Genomic DNA, 21499 nt, shown 5'->3' on the forward strand with positions numbered 1-21499 from the left:
CTACAGCCCAGCCACCGGTAATCTGCTGGCCACGACTACAGCACACAGCTGTTTCACAGTTTGAATGCGCGTAGCGATTGTTGCAGGCCATTCGCCTCATCATGCAGGCGCTGAGACACATGCAGCGTACTCTGCACCGCTGCTGCATTCTGCTCGGCCATCTGCGCCACCTTCTCGACATTTTGCGCAATCAATGTGCTGGCTGCCCGCTGCTCGGTTGTCGAACAGGTGATGTCGTCGATCATCGATTTGGCCTGGCTGATTGTCCTGCGGATCTCCTCGACTGCATCACCGACATTTCTGACCAGCTGCACGCCATTGCCGACCCGCTGGTGACCAGCCTGCATCACATCGACAGCCCGATAGGTCTTCCGCTGCACATCTTGAATCATTCTTTCGATCTGCTGGGTTGCCTCGGATGTCCGTGCTGCCAATGTGCGCACCTCATCCGCCACCACCGCAAAACCACGGCCTGCCTCGCCAGCCCGCGCACTTTCTATTGCCGCATTCAAAGCAAGCAGATTGGTCTGATCGGCAATGTCCTTGATCACACCGACTATATTGGAAATCTCAGTGGCACTCTCTCTAAGCTCACCGATGGTCCGCGCTGTCTCATTCACCGATTGCTCGATCTGAATGATCTCCCCCACCGCCCCATGCACCACCCTCTCCATCTGCACCGACTGATGCTGGGTCGCCTCGGCTTGGCGATCGACATCCGATGTACTGTCCGCCACCTGAGCGATGCTCACGGTCATCTGCTGGACCGACGATGCCATGCTGGCAGCAGCATGGCTTTGCTGGATCGAGCTGGTCGCGATCTGCTCTGCGCTGTCATTCAACTCAGTCACAGCCTGGGCCACCTGCCCCGCAGCATGATTCAACTGGCCGATGAGCTCGCGCCAGGACATTGCCACCGAATTGACTGCCACCCCAATCTGTTGAAACTCATCCCGCCCCGTGATACGAGCAGTCACGGTCAAATCGCCCGTGGACAGCGCCGCCGAGACCCGCCCCAGTTCGGACACCCCTTCCTGTAAAGAACGATAGGTACCCAGAAACAACCATGACACCAATAAAGCCAGGGCAATCATCAATCCAGAAATGGTGATGATCATCCGATGCGATGACACATCCTGAGCGGCCAGCACGGTTGCCAGCTCCCCACCGATGACCTTGAACAGCTGGTACACCTCATCAATAGCAGCAGATGTCATCTCGAAATATGCCGCAGGCTCGGTCTGAATCTGCTCTGCCATCACCAGCTGCGACTCCACATTCTGCACAGCCTGGCCAATGCGAGCCAGCAGGCGTCCACTTTGGTCACCCAAGACAGCCTGAAGCGCCGGCTCATTCCCAAAGGCCAGCGCCAATTGCAATTGCGTGCCGGCCAACAGATGCCGTGCGATCCCGACATGGGTGGCCATTTTCATCCGCTCATCGAGCGTAATCTGTTTCCGGCTGGCAATCCCTGTCCCCATGCCGCGCGCCAAGGCCAGGCGCTCACCCAGCAGAATCAGGTCTTCATAGGCCAAGCGCTGCAGATAATAAACCTGCGGGTCCCGATTCGCCTTCAATCCGCTGGCATCCGTCATTTGCATCATGGTCTTCAGCACATTGCTGATCAGCGTGGTGTGGGCCTGGAAATTCTGTTGGATTTCCGCCTGCCGCCATTGCTGATGCACAGACCGCCACTCCGACAGAATCGCCGTGATTTCACGCTGATAACCTGTTGAATTGGCAAGCCGTGTCAAGTCCACGCCATTTTTTTCCAACGCAGCCTCATTCTCCTCGATCCGTGGGCCAAACGTCGTATCACCACTCAGAAAACCATTGGTCATGCCACGATGCTTCTGCACCTGGATCAGCAAATGACTCAAGGACTGGTTCACCTCAACACCTTGCTGTGCCTGATCGATCTGGCGGACATCATTCAACAATTCCAATGCAAGTGTGCCCGCCAACATCACCAACGGCACACCCAGCACCGCCCCCACCAACATGAACTTTGCGCCGAATTTCAGATGACTGGCCAAACTGGCGGCTGGCCGCAACAATCCCCACATAACGCCTCCCATTCCAAGTGAGCACGCCATTGGAACAACCCAGATTCAACCCAGCTGCCCTCAAGCAGCACCAACATGAATCCTGTCATGAAGTTACAATTGCTTTGCCACATACAAGTAAAGCGCTTTTTCTGCAATGGCTGCTAACGTTATAGGCAACAATGACGCGCTACGCCCATCGGACTGCGCAGGATGTCCGTCGTCAGCACCAAGAAAAATGGCCGACTGCGTCGGCCATCTCAAACAACATCTCATCAACTGAACAAGGATCACTCAGTCTCTTCCGTGTGTGGTGCCTCGCTTGTAGCGGCGCTCCCCTCCGCAGGTCGGGCCCGGATCGAGCCAGTGGGTCGTAACAAGGGGCTGTCCAACGTCCCGCCAACACTGATGGGAACCGCCAGCGGGTTCACCGCACTCTTGATGCGAACGCTGAATTGGCCGTTAGCTTTCTTGTCCGGGGAAATCAACAAACCACCATTGGCAACCAGCAAACCAGACTGCAGCCCCACCCCCTTGAAACGATAGGTCTTGTCACTGACCTCCAGATTGCCTGTCAAGACATCGAAACGCGTCTTGCCGCCCCGCAGGCCACCCTCACCTTTGGTGCCAGCGTTGTAACGGATGGCTGTGATGAAATCGAAATTGTTGATCGTGCCATCTTCCACCTTGAACGATGCTTCCGCCCGTGGTGCCAGCAACAGGTCTTCCAGATACTTGCCATTCGAGCCGAACACCCCTTCCATTGAAGCACGGCCCGCTACATTGGTCTTCTCACTCAACCCTTGGGTCAACGTCTCCAGCTGCAGATTGCTCATGGTGTATTTACCGGACAACTGCCATTTGTCTGCCCACTCCAGCTTGGCCGAGCCGACCAATGTGCCGCCCGAGATCACCGCCCGGATATCATCGATCACCAATCCATCCATATTGCCCAAGGCATTGATGGTCAACGAGCCGAACTTGACGGCGGGTGCCACCGGAGGCGACCAGCTCTGCGCGACAAAGCTGAAACTGTATTGACCATCCTTGGGCGCGATCTGCAGCGTTGCCGGGCTGCCCTCCTGCGACAACACGATATCCTTGAACCCGCCACTCGGATCAAACGACACCGCCGCATTCAAGGGGCCAACTGTCGCATGATTCATGCGGATGTTGCTTTCGGTGAACTTCACCGATTCCACGCGGAAACGACTCATTCCTTTTCCCGCATTCAGGATCGCAGGGGCAATCAGCATAAACTCCTGTTTTACATCAGCACCTTCCAATGTCAATTGACGGATGGTCAATTGATCCGTCAACAAACTCAAATATGCTGGCAATACCAGAGCCTTTCTGATCTGCACCTCCTGGTGCTCGCCGATCATCATGCTTTCCAGCACCAGCTTGGGCATGGGGGTATAGGCGATCGCGATGTTGCCGATTTTGACCGGCTGCCGCAATTGGCCGCTCAATGCTTTTTCAAGCTGTGGAATATATAAATTGATCGGATAGACAAGCGGAAATAGCAATACCAACGCCAGCAAAACCACCAGCGCCCCGATCAGAATTTTAAAAATTTTCATTGAGTCGTTACCTAATGTTGTTCTTAGCTATTGACCGACATTCGAAAGGTCATTAATATACGCGCCTTCTTTGATCCCCGATAGCTCAGTCGGTAGAGCGACGGACTGTTAATCCGCAGGTCGCTGGTTCGAGCCCAGCTCGGGGAGCCAAATTCTAATGCAAGTTGCATATTTCACAAACAGCATCTTGTAATATTTTTCGATGATCCCTGATAGCTCAGTCGGTAGAGCGACGGACTGTTAATCCGCAGGTCGCTGGTTCGAGCCCAGCTCGGGGAGCCATCAAATTTGGCAAATATCTGTCGCTGCTTACCAAGGCAGCAACAGATAAAATTTCTACCGATCCCCGATAGCTCAGTCGGTAGAGCGACGGACTGTTAATCCGCAGGTCGCTGGTTCGAGCCCAGCTCGGGGAGCCAAATACAAACAAGTAAAACCCTTTGCTACATCGCAAGTTGTAGCAAAGCCATCTACCGATCCCCGATAGCTCAGTCGGTAGAGCGACGGACTGTTAATCCGCAGGTCGCTGGTTCGAGCCCAGCTCGGGGAGCCAAATTCAAGACGATACTCTCGGGTATCGTCTTTTTGTTTGTATCGTCGCCAGCTGGGTCAAGCCAGCATCCCAGCCACTCGCAAGCCACCTTCCAGGCAACGACAAAGCAGGTTCCGCTGACGGGCTGGCAAACCACAGCCGCAACCCATATAACTATATATAGTTCAGCCATGCATCAAACTGGGAAAGACATCACCCGTCTCATGATTGAATGGGGCCACGCACATCCTGCGAACCCCACCGCACCTGATGTGACCAAAGAGATTCAGCGATGTCCTCCGAAAGGGAATACCGGCGTGACTTGGTAACCATGCTGGCCAATACGGCGCCTGGCCTCGTTAAATATTCGCCATGCTCCATTCCGGATGTATCATAGGCCCCGATACAACTGACGTCCGACGCAACGGGAACCCCTGACGCCATGCCCTTCTTCAGTAAAAAGCCAGCCCTGACCAACACATCGACAACTGATGCCAATTGGCAACAGCTGTTTGACGCCATGGACAAGATATCCGTCCAGGGCTATGACCGCCATCGTCGCGTTGTCTATTGGAATGCAGCCTCCGAGCATCTGTATGGTTACTCGCGTAGTGAGGCATTGGGCAGACAGCTTGAGGATTTGATCATCCCCCCCGCGATGCGTGAGCAGGTGATCGCTGCGGTCGCCAACTGGTTTGACCACAAAATCCCCATTCCCACTGGTGAATTGACCTTGACCAGCAAATATGGACAGGCTGTCCATGTGCTCTCCAGCCACTTGATTCCACCTGCGTTGCATGATGGTGAGATCATCATGTATTGCGTGGACATCGACTTGTCCGAGCGCGTCAAGACCGAGGTGCAGCTCAAAGCCAGTGAGGCCCGTCTCCGGCATATGGTGGAGCAGCTTCCTGCCGGGGCGCTGTATGTTGAGGGCCAGCAGGTCTGGCTGAATCGGGCTGCGGAAATGCTGATTGGCTACCCGCGTGCACAAATCCAGACACTTGATGATTGGTTCAGGACGGTTTATCACGACCAAGCCGATGCCATGCGCGCGCTTTTTGAATCGGATCGCAAGCAGGGCTTCCCCTGCCGTCGCCAGATGGAGCTGACCCACCAGGACGGCTCGAAGCGATTGATTGAGTTTGCAGGCTTTGCCGATGAGAAAAGTGAAGTCCATCTGATGATCGATGTGACTGAGCGAGAGCAGGCCCAGCAAGCACTCCGTATGAGCGAAGAGCGCTATGAGCTTGCCGTACAGGGCTCGAACGACGGCTTGTGGGATTGGGACATCGTTGGGCAGGTCATGCATTACTCGGAGCGGTTTGCAACCATGCTGGGGTACGGGCCGGAGGGCATGGGGGATGAATTCGCCACCTTGATCGATCATATCCATGTAGATGAACGTGATCAGGTAGTGGCTTATATGGAATCACATCTGCGCCTGCATACGCCTTTTGAGGTGGAATGCCGCATGACCCGGTGCAATGGGAAAAACGGGTGGTTCCGTCTGCGCGGGGAAGCCATCTGGGATGAGGCTGGGATACCGATTCGCATGGCAGGGTCGATATCGGACGTCTCCGAATCCAAAACCACCCTCGAAGCCTTGCTGCGCAGTGAGGCCCGGCTGGCCGATGCGCAGTTGGTGGCCAAGCTGGGCAATTGGGAGTGGCTGGCCAACACCAATGAAATGTGGTGGTCCGAGGTGATGTATCACCTGCACGATGTCCGTCCGTTACAATTCCACCCCTCGCTGGAAGCCTTTTTACAGCTGATGATCGAAGATGACCGTGAGCCGGCACGGACACAGCTCAATCGCGTTACCGAGGATCGGCATCGTGCTTCGCTTGAATATCGTATTCGCCAAACCGATGGCCGGTATGCGGACATCTGGCTGACCTGCTACCCACGGATCAATTCGGATGGTCGGGTAACCGGCCTGCGTGGTACCGCACAGGACATCACCGAACGCAAACACTCAGAGCGGTTATTGGCCGGCGAACGCAAGGTGCTGGAGCTGATCGCCAGCGGCCAGGCCCTGGAGCTGACCCTCGACACGCTGTGTGCCGCCCTGTCCATGCAGCTGCCGGGTGGCAAACCCTGCGTTCAGGAGCTGAAACCGGACACCAAGGAGCTTTGCTATCTGGCGAGCGAGCGTCTGCCCGAGCCATTCGTCCGTGCCACCGATGGCTTGCCAGCCACCCCTTACAGCGGCTCCTGTCCCGCTGCGGCGGTGTTGAAGCGACCGATCAACGTCGAAAACATTGGTGATGACATCATCTGGTCTCAGAACCGGGATCTGGCGCTGAATGCACAATTGCTGGCCTGTTGGGCACAGCCTATCGAATCCAAGCAATATCGGGTGATCGGTGTATTGGGCGTGTATTTCCATGACAATCGCCTGCCCACCGCCGCTGAATCGGAAACCATTGAGCGCATGGCCCGCCTGGCGGGCATTGCCATCGAAAACCACCGCATCGAGACGGCCTTGCGGCAAAGCGAGGAACGTTGGCACTTCGCGCTGGAAGGCAGCAGGGATGGGGTGTGGGATTGGCACATCGCAGCCAACGAAGCCTATTACTCCCGGCAATATGAGCAGATTCTGGGTGCCAGCCAACTGCATCCACTCAGCCATGCGCTGGGTGACTGGGCGCAACGTATCCACACAGAGGACAAGCCTCGGGTCCATCAGGCGATCGAGCACTGTTTCACCCAGGACGATGGTCATTACACTTGCGAATATCGCGTACTGAGCCTGGCGGACAATCAGTATCGCTGGGTGCTTGCACGCGGCAAAGTCACCACCTGGGACGAATCAGGCCAGCCCATCCGTATGATCGGCACGCTGACCGACATCAGCGACAACAAACGCGCAGAGGAAGAGTTACGGCTCAATGCCAAGGTATTCGAGGGCACTGGCGAGGGCATTCTGATCACCGATCGCTTCAACCGTATCATGTCGGTCAACGCCGCATTCAGTAAAATCACCGGTTACGCCCGCGATGAAGTCATTGGCCGCAACCCATCCATGCTGTCGTCTGGCCGGCACGGCACCGACTTCTTCCGGGCCATGTGGGCAGAGCTGAAAGCCGCCAATTACTGGCAGGGCGAAATCTACAATCGCCGCAAAAATGGTGAGGTGTTTCCCGAATGGCTGACCATCTCGGTGCTGCGAAAAGACAATGGTGACATTTCCAATTTCATCGCCACGTTCTCCGATATCAGCGAGCGCAAGGCCCAGGCCGAACATATCCAGTTCCTGGCCAATTTCGATGTCTTGACGCAGCTGCCGAATCGTCAGCTGTTCAAGGACAGGGTACACACCGCCATCGCCACCGCCCACCGCATGCGAAGCCGACTAGCCCTGTTGTTCATCGATCTGGATCGATTCAAGAACATCAATGATTCGCTTGGCCACCATGTAGGGGACACCCTGTTGCAGCTGGTCGCGGAGCGGCTCAAGCAGGTGGTGCGCGAGGCCGATACCGTTGCCCGCATGGGGGGAGATGAGTTCGTGGTGATGCTGACCGACCTGCGCAACGGCGAGGATGCCGCCCCCATCGCCCAGAAAGTCATCAACATCATCACTCAGCCATATGCTTTGAATGATCACGACCTACGGCTGACACCCAGCATCGGCATCTCCGTCTACCCAGACGATGGCGAGGACTTTGAGACACTGGTCAAACATGCCGATGCGGCGATGTATCACGCCAAGGATTCGGGGCGGAACAATTACCAGTTCTTCACCCACAATATGAATGCCCGCGTCTTTGAGCATCTGATGATGGAGAACAGCCTACGGCGTGCGCTGGAGCGGGAGGAATTCCTGGTTTACTACCAGCCGCAGGTGGACGTGCAGACCGGCGCCATCATCGGTGCCGAGGCACTGATCCGCTGGCGGCACCCCGAGTTTGGCCTGGTATCACCTGCCAAATTCATCCCAGTGGCGGAAGAGTCCGGCCTGATCGTGCCGATCAGCGACTGGGTATTGCGTACCGTCTGCAGACAAGGCCAGATCTGGATCGCACAAGGTCTGCCCGCCATTCCCATCTCGATCAACGTCTCTGCGCTACATTTCAAGCAGAAGGACTTCATCGACAAGCTGATTGCCGCGCTGGACCAGACAGAGCGGCCACCAGAGCTGGTCGAGCTGGAGCTCACCGAGAGCATTCTGATGCAGGATGCCGAAGCGGCCATTGCCAATATGGGCCGACTGAAAGGCATCGGGGTGCGGCTTTCCATCGATGACTTTGGCACGGGTTACTCCAGCCTCTCCTATCTCAAACGGTTCCCGATCGACAAGCTGAAGATCGATCAATCGTTTGTACGTGACCTGCCGCATGATGCCGACAATGCCGCCATCACCGCCGCCATCATCAGCTTGGCGCAAAGCCTGCACCTGCAGGTGATTGCAGAGGGCGTGGAGGATGAGGAGCAGCGTGACTTCCTGCTGAGCCGTGGCTGTACCGAGAACCAGGGCTTCCTGCACAGCCCGCCATTGCCAGCGGAGGAATTCGCCAAGCAATTCTGCCTGCGCCCGGCATGACTCCCCCGCCGCCAGCCGGCGGGGCACATGGGCGGGCTCTGCCAGCATGGGTTCGCACCGCGTTGGATTCGGTTTGCGCCACAATTGACCTATAATCCGCAACATTCCTTGTATTGGTGAATGGAACCATGAACCCAGACTGGCAAGCTTTCTTGACCGCCCAAGGCGCCCGATTCGATCAGCACCATGTCACCACCTTTGGTGATTCCGCCCGCGAGCAGGCTGCCGCCATACATGGCACCCTGTTGGCCGATCTGTCCGCCTACGGCGTGATTGAGTTCCACGGCGACGAAACCGTGACCTTCTTGAACAATCTGCTCTCCAGCGATGTGCGCAAGCTCGATGTCAATCACGCGCAATGGAGCAGCTTTTCCACGCCCAAAGGCCGCATGCTGGCCAACTTCCTGATCTGGCGTGACAATGAGAACTATCTGTTGCAATTGCCGCGAGAGCTGCGCGAAAGCATGCAGAAAAAACTGTCGATGTATATCCTGCGCACCAAAACCCGCGCTGAAGACCTGAGTGGCGAGTTGGTGCTGCTGGGGCTGGCAGGCCCGCAAGCCGAAGCACTGCTGACTACCCATCTTGGTGAAGTCCCGACCGAAACCATGCGCACCATCCACCATCATGGCGTCACCCTCATCCGCCTGGGCCCACAACGCTTCCAGTTGGCCATGCAGCATGAATTGGCGCCAGGCCTATGGCAGAAGCTGGCTGGACAAGCCACGCCTGTCGGCCACCCTGGCTGGGCGCTACATGAAATCCGCGCGGGCACGCCATGGATCACCGCCGCCACCCAAGAGCAATTCGTGGCCCAGATGGCCAATATGGAATTGATTGGCGCGGTCAGCTTCAACAAAGGCTGTTACCCAGGCCAGGAAATCGTTGCGCGAACCCAGTACCTGGGCAAGTTGAAACGCCGCCTCTATCGGGTTCGCACGGAGGCCACCATGCAAGCCGGCCAGGAGCTGTATAGCCCCGAAATGGATGGACAGGCCATCGGCATGATCGTCAATGCTGCACCGGTGGATGCCCAGCAAAGCGAGGCCCTGGCTGTGATTCAGATGAGCAGCATTGCCCATGGCGTTCACCTCGGCACATTGCAGGGCCCGCAGCTGACGGTGCTGGATCTGCCCTATACCGTGAGCTGATGACCCATCTGTACGTCTATTACCGGGTGATCGATCACCCGGCCAGCCAAAGCCGATTGGCGGACTTCATCCGTCAGGTGGCACAACAGACCGGCCAGTCAGGCACGCTGTTGCGCAAGCTGGATGACCCGGCCACCTGGATGGAGAGCTACGAGAATATTGCTGACAGGGCACAATTCAGTCAGCAATTGGCCTGTTTGGCCGAGCAAGCGGACTTCGCTGCCCTGTTGATGCCGGGCTCGCGGCGGCATGAGGAATGGTTCGAGGTGACAGGGTGACGCAGCTTCATCACCCTGGCCGGGAGCATGACTAGGCCCGGACATCCACCTGGGTGCCCAGATTCGGCGGGTTGTTGTAGGCCGCCGGCTGTACCGATGAGAGCAACGTCATCATGGTCGATTCGACAGCGTTGTTCGCTACTTTCATCGCGTACACCCCTGCTGCCTGCAGCACTTGCGCCTGCACATTGGCTCCGCTGGTTATACCATCCATGGTCTTGCCTCCTTGATTTCATCACACCGCTTCAGCATTCATCTTGGATCAACATCCAGACAATCTCAAGCTGTTCCAACCGGGATTCATCAACGCCATCGCATCCGATAGTGTGGAATACCGGCTTCCATGAACATATCGCCATCTTCCACGAAATCTTGAGCCCGATAGAACCCACGGGCCGATTCTTGTGCATTCAACCAGATCGGATTCAAGCCCTTGCGCTGCGCCATCGCCAGCAACGCCTGCAACAGCGCGGCACCAACGCCCTGCCCACGCCAATCAGCCAGCACCGCCATCCGACCGATCTGCCCTGTCTCCAGCAAACGTCCACAACCGACTGGCTGCTGTTGCGCATCCACCGCCAGTACATGCCAAGCCTGGGCATCACGCACATCCCACTCCAGCTCGGCAGGGATGCCCTGCTCCTCGATGAACACCCGACGGCGCACTGCTGATAGCGCGGTTTGATCTGCTGACCAGCTTGCTTCTTTGACACTAAACGACATCTTCTCTCCTTGCTTTGCCTGCGCCAAGGATGGCGCACCGGCAGCGCCTGCCTGCACTACCCGGTCTGATGAATCGACTCCTGACGACGCATGCACGTCTGCATGGCCCGCACAGCACCCCTGCTTCTTGGCCTGCCGCCGCATACTGAAAAACTGTTTGAGCAACCCGCCACATTCTGCTGCCAGCAGCCCGCCCACCACCTCGGCATGGTGATTCAAGCGGCTTTCGGCAAACAGATCGACAACGCTGCCACACACGCCAGTCTTGAAGTCTGGCGCACCGTAGAACACCCGGCGGATGCGCGCATGCATGATAGCGCCGGCACACATGGCGCAGGGCTCCAGTGTGACATACAGGTCGCAGTCCACCAGCCGATAGTTGCCCAGCCTCTGCGCTGCTGCCCGCATGGCCTGGATTTCCGCATGGGCGGTCGGATCAGCAGCGGCAATCGGGCGGTTCCACCCCTTGCCGATGATCTGGCCGTCCTTGACCACCACAGCCCCAACCGGCACCTCGCCCTCGCCCTGCGCCTGTAACGCCAGCGCCAAGGCTTCACGCATCATGGTTTCATGTAGATTGAACATACTGACTGCTCTGAAAACGACTGGGATTCCACCCCGCCACCAGCCCAGGAACAGCCCTGTGCCAACGGCAGAAAACAAGGCGCCCCAGGCAAGGCTGCCAGGGGCGCGAATGAACAGCGGAATGTGCTTATACGGTAAACCGGCTGATCTCTTTTTGCAAGCGGTCAGCCTGATCTTGCAGTGCGTGGGCTGCATCTGCGGCTTCTGACACAGACTGGGAATTGCCACGGGAGATATAGGCGATCTGCCCCACGTGATCGGCGATCCGCCCACCCGCAACGGCCTGTGTCTCGGTGATCTGCGACAACGTGACCAGATTATCATAGGCCACCCCTGCATCATTTCGCAGCTTTTCCAAGGGCTCCAACACACCATTGATCAAGGTGACGCCGTGTTTGACCTGCTCCGACCCTCGCTCCATGGCGCGCACTACGGCCATGGTCTCAGACTGCACCGCATCCACCATTGACTTGATCTCGATGGTAGCTGTGCGGGTACGCTCCGCCAGCTTTCGCACCTCATCGGCCACCACCGCGAAACCTCGGCCCGCCTCCCCCGCCCTGGCTGCTTCGATGGCCGCGTTCAGGGCCAGCAGATTGGTCTGTTCTGCAATATCACGAATCACATTGGCAATGCCGCTGATACGCTGTGACTGTTCATGCAGCTTGCCGATATTGTCAGCTGATGTCCGAACGGTATCGGCAATCCGATTGACTTCACCGACTGCCTTGACCGCCAATGCCTGGCCTTGCGAGGACAGCTTCGCAGCCCGCTCGGCCACATCACGCGCGGTTCTGGAGGAATCCGACACCTGTGCGATGCTCTCCGTAACCTGCTGTACGGTGTCCGCAGCATCGGAAGCAACCCGACTCTGCCCTTGTGAGCTGTCACGGATCTGCTCGGTGATGCCGGTCAGCGAATGAGCCGAGCCGGCCACTTGCCCCGCACTGTCCGAGATGCCTGCAATCATTTCATGCAGTTGATCCTGCATCTGCTTCAGTGCGGCCAGCAGCTGAGCTGTCTCATCACGCCCCACGACCGCGATCGACTGGCGCAGATCACCCTGAGCGATGCACTCAGCGGCCTGGATCGCGCTGCGCAATGGCCGGGTGATAGCGCGACTCAGCCAGCTCGATATGGCAATGACCAGCAGCGCCGCCACCAAGCCGATGGCCATCGACAACATGACGCCGGAGCGCTTGACCCCCAAGGCCCGTTCATACGACTGTCCGGCCAGCGTGGCCTGGGCCTTGACCAGCTCAACCAGTTTGGCATTGATGTCCTGAAACAATTTGTCGGACACCTTCATCATGGCCATCGCGGTGTTGACATCCAGCGTGGCCACCGACACCGATTGCGCCACGTTGTTCCGATATTCAGCCATCTGGTCGAGGAGCACCTTGACGCTCTTCTGATCCGCAGCAGACAGGCCCGGCATAGCGGCATAACGCTGAATGGCCGCCACGCTTTTACCGATCTCCTGATCCAGGTCTTTGCCGGCTTCTTTGACTTTGGATTCCGTGTAGTTTTTCAGCCAGGTGAACAACCGGTACACGCCCGAATGCGCCTGGGCCAACTGCTGACTGGCGCTGGAGGTGATCTGATACTGCTGGAATCGGATCTGGTAGACATCTTCGAGCGCAGCCCCCTGGCGGCTGAGCGCATGATAGCCGGCAGCCACGGTCAGGAGCAGGCAGATCACACCCAGCATAGGTGCAATCAGGATCTTCTTATAGATACTCATCGACAACAGGTTGGCGGGATGGAGCGACTGCCGCCAGGATGGAGGGAGGTGCGGCTTGGACAGATGAGGTAAGTGCAGAGCCGACATGGGCTTGGGTAGGTGCATCCGGGTCTCCATTCCATCTGACAGATCTGGTAACCAATGGCAGATTGCTACATATACGATGATCCATTATAGGCTGCCGGCTGAAAGCTGCGGCCAAGTTCAACGGCATGACCCAGACCTCGTGTGGAAACAGCCAGCAAGCTTTAGTCAGGCAGCCTATCATTTAAACCACCATGTGCCAAACCAGGAGCGACTCATGAAGAAAACGGCGTTATTACTCGTTGTTTTATCAAGTTTGATGACTGTATCCGCCATGGCCGAGGACAAACCGGCCAGCATCAAGCTGTGCTTTGAAGGTGAAGATATCTATCCCTGGGTGATGAAAAGCAAGAAGGGTTTGAACATCATCATGTTGGAAATGGTTGCCAAGAAGACCAATCTTAAACTGGACATGTCCCCGCTCCCTTGGAAGCGGTGTTTGAATGATGTCCAAAGTGGTGGCATGGATGGGGCATTTGCCGCCAGCTACAAGCCAGACCGCGCTGAATTTGCAGTCTACCCCAGCAAGGACGGCAAGCCCGATCCGGCCAAGCGAATGATGCTGGACAGCTACAGCCTGTATCGGTTGAAAGGCAGCAATGTGAACTGGGATGGCAGCAAATTCCAGAACGTCACGAGTGCCATCGGCACCCAGCCTGGGTATTCTGTCATCGACCTGTTGAAGCAGAACGGCGTGCAGGTGGATGATGGGGCAAAAACAGCCGATGACACCTTACGCAAGCTCATTTCCAACCGTGTTGCTGGCGCTGCATTGATGACCTTGGAAGGCGACAATTCCATAGCAACCAATAGTGAGTTCACCGGCAAAGTCGAACGCGTGCCCACCCCGCTAGTCGAAAAGCCCTACTTTTTGATCTTCGGTAAAGGATACCAAGCCAAATACCCTGGCGCCGTTACCCAGCTATGGGATGCCATCGCCAGCGTCCGAGAATCGCCAGAATACAAACAAGCAGAAGCCGCCTTCTTCAAACGCTGAGGCAGGCTTTGGGATGCAGAACGAAAACGCCACGATCAACGTGGCGTTTTCATTCGACTCAGGAACCGGTTCCCGGCAGACTTTCCACCTTGACCTTCGCATCTGGCTTGGGCACCGGCAGCGCGGCTTCGCCACACTTCATTCTGACCGCCACCCCATTGGCAGACATCGCCAAGTCAAAATTGCTCAATTCAGGTTTGTTCTGCACATAGCTACGATATTCGCGCAACGCCTGGTCGCATTGCTCCTGATCGATCTTGCCGGCATCAGCCCGTTGCAATGTATTGCCGGTTGGCAGCGGCTCAGCACTAGGTAGCTTCTCGACCTTGGATTTGGGCTCGACAAAGGTGAACTTGATCTGGTTCTCGATCAACTCGGGTTTGGTCTGAGACTCACCTTTCGGGCATGGAGAATTGGCGTAGGTCACCCTGCCGGACTGCGGGTGAATGCATTTGAAAATTTCCGATGCCTGACTGGCCGATGTGACACCGATCCAGCCAAGCATCAACCATACACATTTTTTCATGGGCAAGCCTGTTACCAGAATATCGACAATGACAGGATTCTACCTTCAAATCAACAACAGGCAAGGGCCGTGCACCGTTGGCATGACTAACGGCTGTTTTGTGTCAAGTGTTTCAGCAAAAACTGCGCCTTCATATATGCAGCCTGATCACCTTGTTTGGCTGCCTGAACATACCAATACATGGCTTTATGAAGATCTTTCTGCATACCATCACCTGATTCATACATCGATGCAACAATGTACTGTGAGGCGATTTCCCCATTGGCTGCGGCGCGCTCATACCAGAATGCGGCCAGCCGCTCATCCTTTTCTGCACCCCGCCCCAGGTAATACTGGGTGGCCAGACTCTCCTGCGCGGCGCCATGGCCTTGATTCGCGGCCCGGCGGAACCACTCGGTGGCCATGGTCTGTGACCGTGGCACCAGGTGGCCGTGTTCATACAGCAGCCCCATATTGAATTGCGCCTGGGCAAAGCCTCCTTCCGCCGCCTGATTCAGCCAGCTGACCCCCGTATGCGGCGAGCCCTCACTGGATTCGCCCCGGATCATCATCATGGCCAGGTTGAACTGCGCCAGCGAGTTGCCATTGCGGGCATTGTGCCCATACAGCTTGCCAGCAACTTCATAATCACGGTTGATGTAGGCATGATAGGCTGCATCGCGCTGTTCTGCCGATACGTTTGCACTTGACGCCCCTAGCCAGACGGCCAGCAGCAACGCAGATAACTTCGTCGGATGACGCATGGCCGCGCTCCCCGAAAACAACCCACCGCCGATCGCACCCGCAAACCAGAATCACGGCAGATCACACTACTCAATCTAGTTCAATTTATTCTATTTTCCGAATTCATTCACACCACTGGATCGTCATACACATCACATTGTCAGCATGTCTTCTGCCCGGCTGGCACCAATTCAATGCTCTCCATGCAGCGGATGCTTCCATACAGGCGGATGCCGGCCATGGCATCCACCCTGGCACCCACGCTCATTTCAAGCGGCGCCAATAATTGACCGCCCTCACACAGGATACCCTCTTCATCGACAGGGCAGCCGTATCAAGGCGCATCGGCCACGACGCCCCGATCATCTGCCAACATAGCGTATACCCGCCAGCGCACGGCTTAGCGGGCGGATACCTGGGTCACGGAGGCCACATTCCGTTGGCCTCACCCGATCAGAACATAGGTAGAATCTGACTTCCATTGTTGATTCACGATGAGGACGGCGGCATGCGAGTACTACCAGGAATCCTGTTATGCTTTTCCAGCTTGTCATGGGCGCAGCCTGTCTCGCCCGATGGGGTGGTTTCCGAGCTATGGCAGGCGCTTTCAAGCCTGCCTGGAGAAAAGCCCGCCATCCAGACACTCAAGCAGCTATTCCACCCTGATGCTTATGTATTTGGCGCTAGTTATCGTCAAGCCGAGCCGACCCTGACCAGATCGTCAGCCTTGCAATTCATCACCATGCTGGATCGGCCTGCCAAGGATGGTTTTCACGAATGTGAGATCTTTCGGGACATCCAGGTCTTTGACCGGTTCGCCACCGTCTATAGTGTGGTGGAATCAAGAACCGACAAAACAGCCGCCAAGCCGGATTTCACCGGCGTCAACAGCATTCAGCTGTATCAAACCAGACAAGGCTGGCAGATCATCTCGCTGTATTACCATGTCGGGCAGGCTGGTGTGCGCATACCCTTGAAAGCAGGGGTGAGCGGCCAATGCCTGTCATAGCCCGCCGGACGTGGGCGTCTCGACAATGACATAGTATTTGCGCACCGCCTCGACCACCTCGAATTGCCCGATGAAGCCCGCTGGGATGACAGCAGCCTCACCCGCGCCGATCTCGCTCACCCGGCCTTCTGCATCATGCAAACGCACCACCCCTTCGATCACACAGAAGAATTCTGCTTTATTGTCAGCAAAGGCAATCCGCCAGCGCCCTGGCTCGCACGCCCAGATGCCGCAATCCAACACACCATCTTGGCTGGTGTAATGCGTCCAGGTGGTTCGAAGGGGGTTGCCTGATTCCAGGCGATCCGCCCTGGGCCGGTCATAGATCGGCTCGGGGTGTTGTTGTGAAAAGACAACGGCAGGTTTGGTCATAACAGGCTTTCTTTGTTCATCACGGAGGAATTGGCCAGGAACAGGCCATGATGGAGGGCGCGCCGTCATATGCCAATCGCGCCGATGGCTAGCGCATTGATGGCATTGAAGGAAACGCATGGTATCCGACAGCGGTGTCTACGGCATGCCATCCGTTGGCACGCCCGTTGTCCGTCTTTGCCGGATCACCGGCAGGCGGAAGGCCATCCATGCTGCGTGGCCATCCAGCCTCCAGCCCCCCAACACCCACAATGGTGCGGATGGCACTTCAACATCGCTGATCGCTTCCAATGAGGCGGCTCAATGGAAAAGGCCAATCAGCGCTGCGTCCACACGATCAGCAATCTACTGTATGGTGGGCAAGGTCACCCTATCAACCCACCAAACCAGTCAGCAGGTCACGCTTCAGGTCTTCGATCGACTCCAGGCCCACCGCAATACGCAGCATACCCTCGGTGATGCCAGCTGCGGCGCGGGCCTCTGGGGTGATGCGGCCATGCGTGGTGCTGGCTGGGTGGGTGATGGTGGTTTTGACATCACCCAAATTAGCAGTGATCGACATCAAACGGGTTGCATCAACCACCCGCCACGCGGCTTCGCGCCCGCCTTTGACCTCGAAGGTGACAATGCCACCACCCAGATATTGCTGGCGCTGCGCCAGGGCATATTGCGGATGGGACGGCAGGCCTGGGTAGAACACGCGACTGACTGCAGGTTGCTGCTCCAGCCAGCTGGCCAAAGCCAAGGCGTTACGGCTGTGTGCTTCCATCCGCAACTGTAGCGTTTCCAAGCCTTTCAGGATCACCCAGGCATTGAATGCCGACAGTGTCGGCCCTGCGGTGCGCAGGAAGCCGAATACAGGCTCCAGCAATTGCTTGTTCCCCAATACGGCCCCACCCAATACTCTCCCCTGCCCATCCAGGTATTTGGTGGCGGAATGCACGACGATATCGGCACCCAGTGCCAAGGGGCGCTGCAAGGCTGGCGTACAAAAACAGTTGTCCACCACCAGGAGCGCACCACGGCGATGGGCGATCTCCGCCAGAGCTGCGATGTCGGCCAATTCAGTCAAGGGATTGGAGGGCGTCTCGACGAACAGCATGCGGGTGTTGGGCTGGATAGCCGCCTCCCAGGCAGCCAGATCGGCCAGATCGACATAGGTGGTGGTGATGCCGAATCGGCTCAGGATGGTGTTGAACAGCTGAACCGTGGAACCAAACAGGCTTTTGGACGCCACGATATGATCCCCCGCCGACAGCAGACCCATGATGCAGCTGGTGATCGCTGCCATACCCGACGCCGTCGCCACGCAGAACTCGGCGCCCTCCAGCGCCGCCAGACGCGTCTGAAATGCAGTCACTGTCGGGTTGGTGAACCGGGCATAGATATTGCCAGGCTCGGTGCCGCCAAAGCGCGCTGCTGCCTGTGCTGCGTTTTCAAAGACAAAGCTGGAGGTCAGGAACATCGCCTCGCTATGCTCTCCAAACTGGGTACGATCTGCCCCTGCCCGAATGGCGAGGGTTTCCAGTTGCCAATCACTCTCTGCAAAATCCGTCATCTTCAGCTCTATCTCGGTTACGGGGCCATGCGACTGCAGCTACAGATATATCACCCCGGAAAAACAAAACCCGCTTGCAACAGCCAAGCGGGTTCAGGATCGAGACCTTGGAAACTCCACGGTTTAGCTGTATTTTTTATGCGCCCGCAAGCGGTGACAAATCGGCGCTAACGCTATGGTCGAGGATGTCAAGGCAGGCTGTCAAGCGCTGCCCCATCCGATATCAGATCAGGTTCTGTTCCGCCACACCGATATTGAAGTCGAGATCCCGTTCCTTGTCCGCCTTGGCCGCGTCGTTGCGTTCACTTTCGATCTTGGCCAGATAGGCTTCGTCGATATCCCCTGTGATATATTTCCCGCTGAAGCAGGAAGTCTCAAAGGTCTTGATATCGAAATTGCAGCGATGCACCGCTGCTTCCAGCGCTTCCAGATCCTGATACACCACCGCATCCGCACCGATCTCGCGGGCAATGGCCGCCGCATCACGCCCAGTTGCCAACAGCTCGTTGCGGGTGGGCATGTCAATGCCATATACGTTCGGAAAGCGCACTGGTGGCGCCGCCGATGCAAAATACACCTTCAAGGCACCTGCTTCGCGCACCATCTGCACGATTTCCCGCGAGGTCGTGCCGCGCACGATCGAATCATCGACCAGCAGCACGTTCTTGCCTTTGAATTCGACGGCGATCGGGCTCAGCTTTTGCCGCACCGATTTCTTGCGGACAGCCTGCCCAGGCATGATGAATGTCCGACCGATATAGCGGTTTTTCATGAAGCCTTCGCGATAGGGCAAACCCAGGTGATTAGCGAGCTGCAACGCACTGGCACGGCTGGTGTCAGGAATCGGAATCACCACATCGATATCAAGGTTGGGCATGGTCTGGCGAATCTTGTCCGCCAGGAACTCGCCCATGTACAAGCGGGATGCATGCACCGAAATGCCATCGATCACCGAATCAGAACGGGCAAAGTAGACGAACTCGAAAATACAGGGGGTATGGGCGGTGTTCTCCGCACATTGACGATTGAAGAATTGCCCATCTTGCGTGATATAGACGGCCTCGCCCGGCGCCACATCCCGCACGGGTTGGAATCCCAACGAATCCAGCGTGACCGACTCTGAGGCCAGCATGTACTCCGTGCCTTGTGGGGTCTCGGCCTTGCCCAACACCAGCGGACGAATGCCGTTCGGGTCACGAAAGGCCACCAGACCATGCCCGGCAATCATCGACACCACCGCGTAGGCGCCCCGAATACGCTTGTGAACAGCAGCCACCGCTGAGAACACCGCGTCCGCATCCACCCGGTCGCCACGTGTCTGCTTCTGCAGCTCGTGCGCGAACACATTCAACAGCACTTCGGAATCTGAATTGGTATTGATATGACGCAGATCCTGCAGGTACATCTCCTGTTTCAGCTGATCTGCGTTCGTCAGGTTGCCGTTATGCGCCAACACGATACCAAACGGTGAATTGACATAGAACGGCTGGGCCTCAGCCAGCGATGAAGCTGAGCCGGCTGTGGGGTAACGGACGTGCCCGATGCCCGTGGTGCCCTGTAACGAGCGCATATTGCGTGTGCGGAACACATCGCGCACCAAGCCGGAGCCCTTGTGCATATGCAGACGTGGACCATCCATCGTAACAATGCCTGCAGCATCCTGACCACGATGCTGCAGAATCAATAAGCCGTCATACAACATCTGATTGACAGGCGTCTTGGCGACCAAACCGATAATTCCGCACATAATTACTTACTCATATTTAATGTGTTTGGCGAGCCCGTCCGGCAACCAAGGCTTGACAACCAGCGCCACGGCCTCGAATACAGGACTGAACATCGCATTTTTCCACATCGGCTCGCGCGGCAACGAGGTCAACCCCGCCAGCAACACCAGCACGACAACGATAAAACATCCACGTACCAAGCCAAACAGCGCGCCCAGTATACGATCGACCCCTGACAGGCCAACCACTTTGATGACCTCGGACAATGCGATGGTCAGCAATGTCATGATCAGCAACGAACCCAGAAACAATGCCAGAAAGCCCGCCAGCAGTTTCAACTCTTCGCTGGGAATCGAAGCAGGTAAGAGCGGCGTGATTTCAGTGGTGTAGTTTCGCGCCACGAAAAATGCGATGACCCACGAAGCCAAAGCCATCAGCTCGCGCAGCAGCCCGCGCATCACGCTCAGTAACACCGAAAAACCGACAATCAGCAAAACACCGTAGTCAAATGGGGTCATTGTATGCCGTGATCTTGGCAGGGAGCCAATTCCAATATAGTTCAGCGCGGTACGATCACACCGGAATAACCCATGGATTTCAGCTTCTCCAGGGCATTCTCGGCTTGCTGCCGGCTTGTAAACGGGCCAGCACGCACACGTGTCAACGGCCCCTTGGCCTCGGCGTAGGCAGGCACACCGACCTGCTGCAATTTGGCTGCCAGTTGTTTGGCCTTGTTATCTTCGGACAAGGCCGCGATCTGGATCGCCACGCTGCCTTTGGCATCGGCTTTCATCCCAGCCAGCTCGGCTTTCTGGGCCTCGGCCTTCGCTTCCTTGGCCTCGCGCGCTTCTCGCGCCTCCTTGGATTCAGCTGGCTCTTTCTTCGGTTTGGGTGCCTCTGGCTTTTCCGCCATTTTCACATCGGCAGCCGGCTTGGGCACCAATCTGGAGGGCTCGGGCGTCGGCTTGGGAGCCGGTGGCTCGACGAGTGTGGGGGCCGGTTTTGTATGTGAAGGGGCCGCTTCTGGCGGCTTGGGCACCTGCGCCACCCCGCTGGGTGCGGCATCCAACGGAGATGGGCGGGAAGCCAGATCAGGTGCAGGCGTAGCTTGTAATTGCGGCGCATTGCTGACGATCTCGACATGTTGCGCCCCAACATGCTGTGTCGCGCCTTTGGGTTCGCTGTCCAACACATTCCATAGGACAACGACTGCAACCAATACCAGCACCACCGCCCCGACCAAGCGACGGCGTGCCCGCTTTTTCAGCTGCAGCAGTTCATCATTCGAAGTTTGTTGAACCATGCCTTTTGGG

At 57.0% G+C, this 21499-nt stretch carries 18 protein-coding genes, 4 tRNA genes and 1 pseudogene; 9 read left to right on the top strand and 14 right to left on the bottom strand.

What is annotated here, in order from left to right; genetic code table 11:
* Positions 1 to 53: 53 nt before the first annotated feature.
* Positions 54 to 2066, bottom strand: coding sequence for a methyl-accepting chemotaxis protein (locus HNQ59_RS10045; RefSeq protein WP_184038580.1), 2013 nt, complete (start codon positions 2064 to 2066; stop codon positions 54 to 56).
* A 269-nt stretch (positions 2067 to 2335) separates the two neighbouring features.
* Positions 2336 to 3628, bottom strand: a complete 1293-nt coding sequence (locus HNQ59_RS10050; RefSeq protein ID WP_184038582.1) for an AsmA-like C-terminal region-containing protein — start codon at positions 3626 to 3628, stop codon at positions 2336 to 2338.
* Positions 3629 to 3702: 74 nt separating this feature from the next.
* Here HNQ59_RS10050 and HNQ59_RS10055 point away from each other — a divergent pair.
* The 7 genes from HNQ59_RS10055 (at position 3703) to HNQ59_RS10085 (ending at position 10138) form a co-directional block, all read left to right on the top strand.
* Positions 3703 to 3778 (top strand) — tRNA-Asn (locus HNQ59_RS10055).
* A gap of 56 nt (positions 3779 to 3834) precedes the next feature.
* Positions 3835 to 3910 (top strand) — tRNA-Asn (locus HNQ59_RS10060).
* Positions 3911 to 3971: 61 nt separating this feature from the next.
* Positions 3972 to 4047: transfer RNA gene (locus tag HNQ59_RS10065), tRNA-Asn, on the top strand.
* A gap of 58 nt (positions 4048 to 4105) precedes the next feature.
* Positions 4106 to 4181: transfer RNA gene (locus HNQ59_RS10070), tRNA-Asn, on the top strand.
* Between the two features lie 421 nt (positions 4182 to 4602).
* On the top strand, positions 4603 to 8709 hold the full coding sequence (locus HNQ59_RS10075; protein ID WP_184038584.1) for an EAL domain-containing protein: 4107 nt from the start codon (positions 4603 to 4605) through the stop codon (positions 8707 to 8709).
* A gap of 128 nt (positions 8710 to 8837) precedes the next feature.
* Positions 8838 to 9860 carry a CAF17-like 4Fe-4S cluster assembly/insertion protein YgfZ gene (gene ygfZ, locus HNQ59_RS10080; RefSeq protein ID WP_184038586.1) on the top strand — a complete coding sequence of 341 codons (1023 nt, stop codon included), beginning with the start codon at positions 8838 to 8840 and terminating at the stop codon, positions 9858 to 9860.
* Positions 9860 to 10138, top strand: coding sequence for a DUF4936 family protein (locus HNQ59_RS10085; protein ID WP_184038588.1), 279 nt, complete (start codon positions 9860 to 9862; stop codon positions 10136 to 10138). The genes ygfZ and HNQ59_RS10085 overlap by 1 nt, the downstream gene beginning before the upstream one ends.
* A gap of 31 nt (positions 10139 to 10169) precedes the next feature.
* Here HNQ59_RS10085 and HNQ59_RS10090 read toward each other — a convergent pair whose 3' ends face one another.
* The 4 genes and pseudogenes from HNQ59_RS10090 to HNQ59_RS10100 all read right to left on the bottom strand — a co-directional run bounded on the left by HNQ59_RS10090 (position 10170) and on the right by HNQ59_RS10100 (position 13295).
* Positions 10170 to 10352 (bottom strand): putative motility protein, encoded by a 183-nt coding sequence (locus HNQ59_RS10090; RefSeq protein ID WP_184038591.1) that lies wholly within the window; start codon positions 10350 to 10352, stop codon positions 10170 to 10172.
* Positions 10353 to 10441: 89 nt separating this feature from the next.
* Positions 10442 to 11005 carry a GNAT family N-acetyltransferase gene (locus HNQ59_RS19625; RefSeq protein ID WP_343074238.1) on the bottom strand — a complete coding sequence of 188 codons (564 nt, stop codon included), beginning with the start codon at positions 11003 to 11005 and terminating at the stop codon, positions 10442 to 10444.
* Positions 10985 to 11422 (bottom strand): annotated as a pseudogene (gene tadA / locus HNQ59_RS19630) (tRNA adenosine(34) deaminase TadA); the annotation flags it as partial. The gene HNQ59_RS19625 and the pseudogene tadA, both read right to left, overlap by 21 nt.
* A 151-nt stretch (positions 11423 to 11573) precedes the next feature.
* Complete coding sequence (locus HNQ59_RS10100; RefSeq protein WP_184038614.1) at positions 11574 to 13295, bottom strand: methyl-accepting chemotaxis protein; 1722 nt, start codon at positions 13293 to 13295, stop codon at positions 11574 to 11576.
* Between the two features lie 196 nt (positions 13296 to 13491).
* Here HNQ59_RS10100 and HNQ59_RS10105 point away from each other — a divergent pair, with 196 nt between their 5' ends.
* Positions 13492 to 14271, top strand: a complete 780-nt coding sequence (locus HNQ59_RS10105) for a substrate-binding periplasmic protein (protein WP_184038617.1) — start codon at positions 13492 to 13494, stop codon at positions 14269 to 14271.
* Between the two features lie 58 nt (positions 14272 to 14329).
* Here the strand turns inward: HNQ59_RS10105 and HNQ59_RS10110 are convergent, their stop codons facing one another.
* Together HNQ59_RS10110 and HNQ59_RS10115 are read right to left on the bottom strand one after the other, a co-directional pair.
* Complete coding sequence (locus tag HNQ59_RS10110; RefSeq protein ID WP_184038619.1) at positions 14330 to 14797, bottom strand: hypothetical protein; 468 nt, start codon at positions 14795 to 14797, stop codon at positions 14330 to 14332.
* Between the two features lie 86 nt (positions 14798 to 14883).
* Positions 14884 to 15540, bottom strand: coding sequence for a tetratricopeptide repeat protein (locus HNQ59_RS10115; protein ID WP_184038622.1), 657 nt, complete (start codon positions 15538 to 15540; stop codon positions 14884 to 14886).
* 488 nt (positions 15541 to 16028) lie between these two features.
* Between HNQ59_RS10115 and HNQ59_RS10120 the strand changes: the two genes are divergently transcribed.
* Positions 16029 to 16529 (top strand): hypothetical protein, encoded by a 501-nt coding sequence (locus HNQ59_RS10120; protein ID WP_184038625.1) that lies wholly within the window; start codon positions 16029 to 16031, stop codon positions 16527 to 16529.
* Here HNQ59_RS10120 and HNQ59_RS10125 read toward each other — a convergent pair.
* The 6 genes from HNQ59_RS10125 to HNQ59_RS10150 all read right to left on the bottom strand — a co-directional run bounded on the left by HNQ59_RS10125 (position 16524) and on the right by HNQ59_RS10150 (position 21489).
* Positions 16524 to 16901, bottom strand: a complete 378-nt coding sequence (locus HNQ59_RS10125; RefSeq protein WP_184038628.1) for a cupin domain-containing protein — start codon at positions 16899 to 16901, stop codon at positions 16524 to 16526. The two genes, HNQ59_RS10120 and HNQ59_RS10125, sit on opposite strands and share 6 nt — an antisense overlap.
* 138 nt (positions 16902 to 17039) lie before the next feature.
* Positions 17040 to 17192 carry a hypothetical protein gene (locus tag HNQ59_RS10130; RefSeq protein ID WP_184038631.1) on the bottom strand — a complete coding sequence of 51 codons (153 nt, stop codon included), beginning with the start codon at positions 17190 to 17192 and terminating at the stop codon, positions 17040 to 17042.
* Positions 17193 to 17274: 82 nt separating this feature from the next.
* A complete protein-coding gene (locus HNQ59_RS10135) occupies positions 17275 to 18459 on the bottom strand; it encodes an O-succinylhomoserine sulfhydrylase (protein WP_184038633.1) in 1185 nt (394 codons plus the stop codon).
* A 223-nt stretch (positions 18460 to 18682) separates the two neighbouring features.
* Positions 18683 to 20206, bottom strand: coding sequence for an amidophosphoribosyltransferase (gene purF / locus HNQ59_RS10140; RefSeq protein ID WP_184038636.1), 1524 nt, complete (start codon positions 20204 to 20206; stop codon positions 18683 to 18685).
* A 6-nt stretch (positions 20207 to 20212) separates the two neighbouring features.
* On the bottom strand, positions 20213 to 20704 hold the full coding sequence (locus tag HNQ59_RS10145; protein WP_184038637.1) for a CvpA family protein: 492 nt from the start codon (positions 20702 to 20704) through the stop codon (positions 20213 to 20215).
* Between the two features lie 41 nt (positions 20705 to 20745).
* The gene (locus tag HNQ59_RS10150; RefSeq protein WP_184038640.1) at positions 20746 to 21489 is read right to left on the bottom strand and encodes an SPOR domain-containing protein; all 744 of its coding nucleotides are present in this window, start codon (positions 21487 to 21489) and stop codon (positions 20746 to 20748) included.
* Positions 21490 to 21499: the final 10 nt, after the last annotated feature.

Origin of the sequence: Chitinivorax tropicus, from assembly GCF_014202905.1 — a bacterium.
In the GTDB taxonomy this organism is placed as follows: Bacteria; Pseudomonadota; Gammaproteobacteria; order Burkholderiales; family SCOH01; genus Chitinivorax; species Chitinivorax tropicus.